We start from the raw sequence: 6,000 nt of genomic DNA, 5'->3' as shown, positions 1-6,000 counted from the left end.
GTGCTGCTGCTGGAGCTTTTTTAGCTTTGCTTTCAGCGCCTTCCATTTGCTCTTTCAATTGGGCCAATACGCTCAGATCGCCAAGGGTTGATTTCTCAACAGAATCTTTAACTTTCTTAACGGCATTGGTTGCAACCTTAGCTTCTTTTTTGCGGTTCTCAAAATCCTGAACCCTTGCTTCGGTACGCGCTTCTTCCCAGATGCGTGCATGTGAAATAACGATACGTTTGTTTTCTTTGTTGAATTCGATGATCTTGAATTCGCCTGTATCGTCTGCTTTTAAGCTCTTACCATCTTCTTTAACCATGTGTTTAGTTGGTACGAAACCTTCTACACCATAAGGTAAAGCAACAATAGCGCCTTTATCAGTTACCTTTAACACAGTACCTTCGTGTATCGAATCGATAGTGAAGATTGTTTCAAAAGTATCCCAAGGGTTTTCTTCTAATTGTTTGTGACCTAAGCTTAATTTGCGGTTATCAACGTCAAGTTCTAAAACGATCACGTCTAATTTTTCACCAACTTTAGTGAATTCGTTAGGGTGATTTACTTTTTTAGACCAAGATAAGTCACTGATGTGGATCAAACCATCAATACCATCTTCCAGTTCAACAAACACACCAAAGTTGGTCATGTTTTTAACTGTAGCGATGTGCTGAGTGCCTTGAGCGTATTTATCAGCGGCATGTTGCCATGGATCAGGAGTTAATTGTTTAACACCTAAGCTCATCTTACGATCGTCACGATCTAAAGTTAAAACCTGTGCTTCAACTTCGTCGCCAACTTTCAAAAACTCTTGTGGGTTACGTAAGTTTTGTGACCAGCTCATTTCTGATACGTGGATCAAACCTTCAACACCCGGGATGATTTCTAAGAAAGCGCCGTAATCAGCAACGGTAACAATTTTACCCTTAACCTTTGAACCGATAGCCAGATTCTCATCTAACGACTGCCAAGGGTGTGGAGTTAATTGTTTTAAGCCTAAAGCGATACGTTTTTTCTCGTCATCAAAATCCAGAACAACAACGTTGATCTTTTGATCTAATGCCAATACTTCTTTCGGATGCTCTATGCGGCCCCAGCTGATGTCAGTAATGTGAAGTAAACCATCAACACCACCTAAATCGATAAATACACCGAAATCTGTAATGTTTTTAACGGTACCTTCCAATACCTGACCTTTTTCAAGCTTGGCAACAATTTCTGTTTTTTGGTTTTCCAAATCGTCTTCGATCAACACCTTGTGCGATACCACTACGTTTTTAAACTCATGATTGATCTTAACAACTTTGAACTCCATTGTTTTACCTACGTACACATCGTAATCGCGTATTGGTTTAATATCGATCTGTGAACCTGGTAAGAAGGCTTCTACGCCCATTATATCTACAATTAAACCACCCTTAGTTCTGCTCTTCACAAAACCAGTGATAATCTCATCGTTATCTAAAGCACTATTAATACGCTCCCATGATTTTTGAGTTTTTGCGCGTTTACGAGAAAGAACCAACTGACCGTTAGCATCTTCTTGCGACTCAACAAATACGTCAACTTCGTCACCAACCTTAAGGTCTGGTGTATCACGGAATTCAGACAGAGATACCAAACCGTCAGACTTAAAGCCGATGTTCAATACTACATCTTTGTTGTTGATGTTAACTACGATACCACTAATGATCTCGCCTTTGTTGATAGAGCTGAAAGTTCCATCATACAATTTTTCAAGCGCTTCACGGTCTGTGTCGCTGTAGTTACCAAATTTTTTGTCATCAGCATCCCAGTCAAAATCCTCAGGTTTTACGTGAGCAACTGTTGATTTGATTTGTTCGATAGAAATTGAATCAGCTTCTGACTCAATGCTTTCTTTTTCTTTAGGTAGCGTTACGGTACCCAATTCAGCTTCTTTAGCCGATAATTCTTTTTCTGCTTCTTGTTTTTTTGCCATTAATTAATTTATCTCCTTTTCCCAATTCAATTGGGACTGCAAAGGTATGGATATATTTTGTTTACAAAAAAATATTTTTTATCTTATTAGCTGATTTTGAGGAAGTTTTTAAAAAAACACGCCAAGGGAGTAAATCAACCAAGATGGCTATTAATGAGGTGATTACAGAATATGGTTTGATTACTTCAAAAACGAATCAATATCGTTGAATATCCGGGTGTGATCCTCAGCTAAAATCAAGCGGTATTTGAGCAATACTTCGGTCATGCTTTCTTCTTGCTGTGGGGTAAATGGATCTTTCCAGATACGCATGCATATCCGCTTTAAAGCATAAGCTATTTGAGGCGTTTCGGAATAGGTATGCAGATAGCGGTGCCTTTTAAAATCACTAAAGAATTTGAAAAACCTTTCGGGATTCTCTAAACCGCTGTAATCGAAAAAGCATTCAAGCTTATCGGTTTCTACTTTATCTAAATGATGATAGAAATCATCAACATCCAATTTACCGGTTGTAATTAAAAGGTTATCCAATATCAACTCCAAAGCAATATGCCCCAAAAAGAACGGTTTAACAACCGAACCCTGAATAGCCGGTGCCAAAACCAACTTGAGTTGATGTGAGTGATGAGCGAAAAAATCTGAAGAATGGAAATATTTATCTACTTCGAGATGTTTTTTCCAACCTTCTATAATGCAATTGACGGCCTTATCGGGATGTTCAGGTAGTTTTTCGGGATGGATGTTGTAGGTTTTATCGGCATTTTTGAGCAAGTCGGGCAGTACAGTTCCCAAAACGTGGTAAGGATCAGTAGCATAGCGGTCAAAATAAAAATGCGATAAAAAATTCATATACGTATCTCCCAAAGGGTGCTCAATTGGTAAGATACAAAAAATATTTTGATAGCGATGCGTAAAAATGGAAAGTTAGTTTTGCCCTATTCTGCTATCTTTGCGCTTTTTAGAATAGAACATTATTATGAATTTTGTTGAAGAATTACGCTGGAGAGGCATTTTACATGATATTATGCCCGGTACCGAAGACTTGTTAAATAAAGGAATGGTATCCGGATATATAGGTTTCGACCCTACCTCCGATTCGTTGCACGTAGGCAGCCTGGCCCAGATCATGACGCTGATCCACTTTCAGCGTGCCGGTCACAAACCGTTTGCTTTGGTTGGCGGCGCTACCGGTATGGTGGGTGATCCATCGGGTAAATCAGCCGAGCGTAATTTACTATCCGAAGATGTATTGCAGAAAAACCAGGCTGGCATTAAAGGCCAGCTCGAAAAGTTTTTAAACTTTGATTGCGGTGCCAATAGCGCCGAAATGGTGAACAACTATGATTGGTTTAAAGATTTTACCTTTTTAGATTTTATTCGTGATGTTGGTAAGCACATTACCGTGAACTATATGATGGCGAAAGATTCTGTTAAGAACAGGATAAGCGGCGATACCGGCATGAGCTTTACCGAGTTTAGCTACCAGTTAGTGCAAGGCTACGATTTTTACTACCTGTGGAAAAACAAGAACTGCATGCTGCAAATGGGCGGCAGCGACCAATGGGGTAACATTGTAACGGGTACAGAGTTTATCCGCCGTAAGGGCGCAGGTGAGGCTTTTGCCTTAACCACGCAACTGATCAAAAAATCCGATGGAACCAAATTCGGTAAAAGCGAAGGAGGCAACATTTGGCTGGATGCCGAAAAAACATCGCCGTACCAGTTTTATCAGTTCTGGTTAAATGCGAGTGATGAAGACGCTAAAAGCTATGTAAGAATATTTACCCTATTTGATCAATCCACTATTGAAGCTTTAGAAACCGAACATTTTGCAGCTCCACATTTAAGAGCATTACAAAAAGCGTTAGCTAAAGATATTACTGTGCGGGTACATGGCGAAACTGAATACGAAAAAGCTATTAAATCATCAGAGTTTTTATTTGGCAATACCGGTATTGAGTTTTTGAATGAACTAAGTAACAAAGAGGTTCTAGCTTTATTTAACGGTGTACCTAACTTTACTATCAATAAAGAAGAGTATAGTGCAGGTGTAAATGTTGCCGATCTGTTAGCGGTTAAAACAACGGTTTTCTCATCAAAAGGAGAAGCTAAAAAAATGATACAAAGTGGTGGCGTAGCTATTAATAAAGTTAAAGTAGCTACTGCTGATGATATTTTTAACGATGCACAATTGATCAACAATAAATTTTTAGTGGCTCAAAAAGGAAAGAAGAATTACTTTTTAATTGTAATTGAATAGCTGATAATTACTTCTCAGATATTTTAATGCCATTTATCTATACAGCTAAATGGCATTTTATTTTATGATTAAATTTATTGGAATAAAATTTGCATTTATGACATTAATACTTTATTTTTGGATAAATGTCATACAAAAAAGAAAAACAGCCAAGCAATATTGTAAGTGAGCCAATGGCCGCTTATTTAACAGTTGATACAGGTGTATCCTTTATGAATATGCTTGGCGGTGCTAAATTCAATACCGATACCGTTAATGATTGGGATGTTTTAAAGCTTACCCGTAATGGTTTGCCTAAGCGCCTGTTAATGCGTATGGCAAAAAAGATATCGTTAACACTGCAAGAACTGGCCGATATTATGCACATTAATGAGCGTACCTTACAACGCTATGAGGATGATGCTTTGGTAAAAACTGAATACGCCGAAAAAGCTATAGAGTTAGCCATGCTTTACGATAGAGGGGAAGAAGTTTTTGGCTCGATAGATAAGTTTAAGATATGGGTACGTACCCCCAGCGTAATATTTAAAGGTGAAACACCTTTATCTTTATTAGATACTTCAGTTGGTTTTGGTATGGTGCTTAATGAACTGGGCCGTATTGAACACGGAATATTTGCCTGATGATACTTTACAGGTTAACTAAACTTTCCTATGCAAATGATTTAAGTGGTGCCGGGGCAAAAGCCTATGGTGGCCGTTGGAATAGCAAAGGTAACGCGATGATCTACCTGGCATCGAGCCGCTCACTGGCTATCCTGGAGGTTTTAGTGCATTTACCCCCCTCTATTATACCGGATGGGTATTGTATGATCACTATTGAGGCGCCCGATGATTTTAAAACTTTTGATATTGATTTATTACCAACAGACTGGACAGCAGCCCCCGATAATTACAATCTGAAACTAATAGGCAACAGATTTTTATCCGAAAATAAAAACCTGTTGCTTAAAGTACCTTCGTCAATTGTTGATGACGAGTATAATTACCTGGCTAATCCTTCACATCCGGCGGCAGCGGGATTAAAAATACTGAAAGTAAAGCCTTTTAGTTTTGACGGGCGGCTGTTGAATTAAAAATCATTCAGCAGCTCCATTTTTTTGTGGTTGTATTCTTCCTGCGAGATCAAACCGTGATCGAATAGCTTTTTTAGCTTTTGCAATTTTTCGGTTAACTCATCGGGTTTTGGTGCTACTGCAACGGGCTCTGGTATATGTACCGGCTCTGGTGCAGGTGGCAGGGCAACAGGGGCAGCGGCTACCGGTTGTTGAAATGCCGGTGCTACAGGAGCATCAAAATGCATGGCACCGCTTTCGGCACGTTTTTCTTCCAGTTCGCGCAGGCGGCGGGCTTCGCGCTCGGCTTCTTTACGTTCCTGCGCGTATTGGTATAGTTTACGGGCCTGAATCTTGGGCAGGTAATCAACCCCCATTTCGGCACCGTTTGCAGTTTTAACACTGAATACAGCTCCTAAAATTTCTTCTTTGGTTTGCACATCTACCACATCCTTCCAAACAAAATCAACAAACTTCATGGATAAGCCAAGGTTTGCCGGGGTGAAGAAAAGAATGCGTTTATTGGTTAAGGCAATGCAATCAGGCAGAATGTTTACTACCGGTTTTTTTTGTACAGCTATATATAATATCTCTTCGTCGGTTGTGCGAAGATCAACCAGGCGCGAATAAACCTTTTCAATGGCTTTTGGGTCTTGCTGGTCGTTTAAAAATTTCTCGATCATGTTTTTGATGATTATGCTTTTGTGTCAAAAATAAAGAATATTCCTTAAATAAGATGCA

6 protein-coding genes are annotated in these 6,000 nt (G+C 39.4%); 3 read left to right on the top strand and 3 right to left on the bottom strand.

Going from position 1 to position 6,000, the window contains the following annotated elements; translation table 11 throughout:
- Both rpsA and ABIN91_RS15085 read right to left on the bottom strand, forming a co-directional pair.
- On the bottom strand, nucleotides 1-1,945 hold a 1,945-nt coding region (rpsA, locus tag ABIN91_RS15090), incomplete at its 3' end, for a 30S ribosomal protein S1 (protein ID WP_348052055.1).
- Nucleotides 1,946-2,125: 180 nt separating this feature from the next.
- A complete protein-coding gene (locus ABIN91_RS15085) occupies nucleotides 2,126-2,794 on the bottom strand; it encodes a hypothetical protein (protein ID WP_348052054.1) in 669 nt (222 codons plus the stop codon).
- Nucleotides 2,795-2,921: 127 nt separating this feature from the next.
- Here ABIN91_RS15085 and tyrS point away from each other — a divergent pair, with 127 nt between their 5' ends.
- The 3 genes from tyrS (at nucleotide 2,922) to ABIN91_RS15070 (ending at nucleotide 5,280) form a co-directional block, all read left to right on the top strand.
- On the top strand, nucleotides 2,922-4,205 hold the full coding sequence (gene tyrS, locus ABIN91_RS15080; RefSeq protein ID WP_348052053.1) for a tyrosine--tRNA ligase: 1,284 nt from the start codon (nucleotides 2,922-2,924) through the stop codon (nucleotides 4,203-4,205).
- 125 nt (nucleotides 4,206-4,330) lie between these two features.
- Nucleotides 4,331-4,828, top strand: a complete 498-nt coding sequence (locus ABIN91_RS15075; RefSeq protein ID WP_348052052.1) for an antitoxin Xre/MbcA/ParS toxin-binding domain-containing protein — start codon at nucleotides 4,331-4,333, stop codon at nucleotides 4,826-4,828.
- Nucleotides 4,828-5,280, top strand: coding sequence for an RES family NAD+ phosphorylase (locus ABIN91_RS15070; RefSeq protein WP_348052051.1), 453 nt, complete (start codon nucleotides 4,828-4,830; stop codon nucleotides 5,278-5,280). Before ABIN91_RS15075 ends, ABIN91_RS15070 begins: the two co-directional genes overlap by 1 nt.
- Here the strand turns inward: ABIN91_RS15070 and ABIN91_RS15065 are convergent.
- Nucleotides 5,277-5,942: a PH domain-containing protein gene (locus ABIN91_RS15065; RefSeq protein ID WP_348052050.1), complete on the bottom strand. Its 666-nt coding sequence runs from the start codon at nucleotides 5,940-5,942 to the stop codon at nucleotides 5,277-5,279. The two genes, ABIN91_RS15070 and ABIN91_RS15065, sit on opposite strands and share 4 nt — an antisense overlap.
- Between the last annotated feature and the right edge of the window lie 58 nt (nucleotides 5,943-6,000).

This window comes from Mucilaginibacter sp. (assembly GCF_039921305.1).
Lineage (GTDB): Bacteria > Bacteroidota > Bacteroidia > Sphingobacteriales > Sphingobacteriaceae > Mucilaginibacter.
The sequence above is the reverse complement of the archived record's forward strand: the minus strand, read 5'-3'. Positions and strand labels throughout refer to the sequence as shown.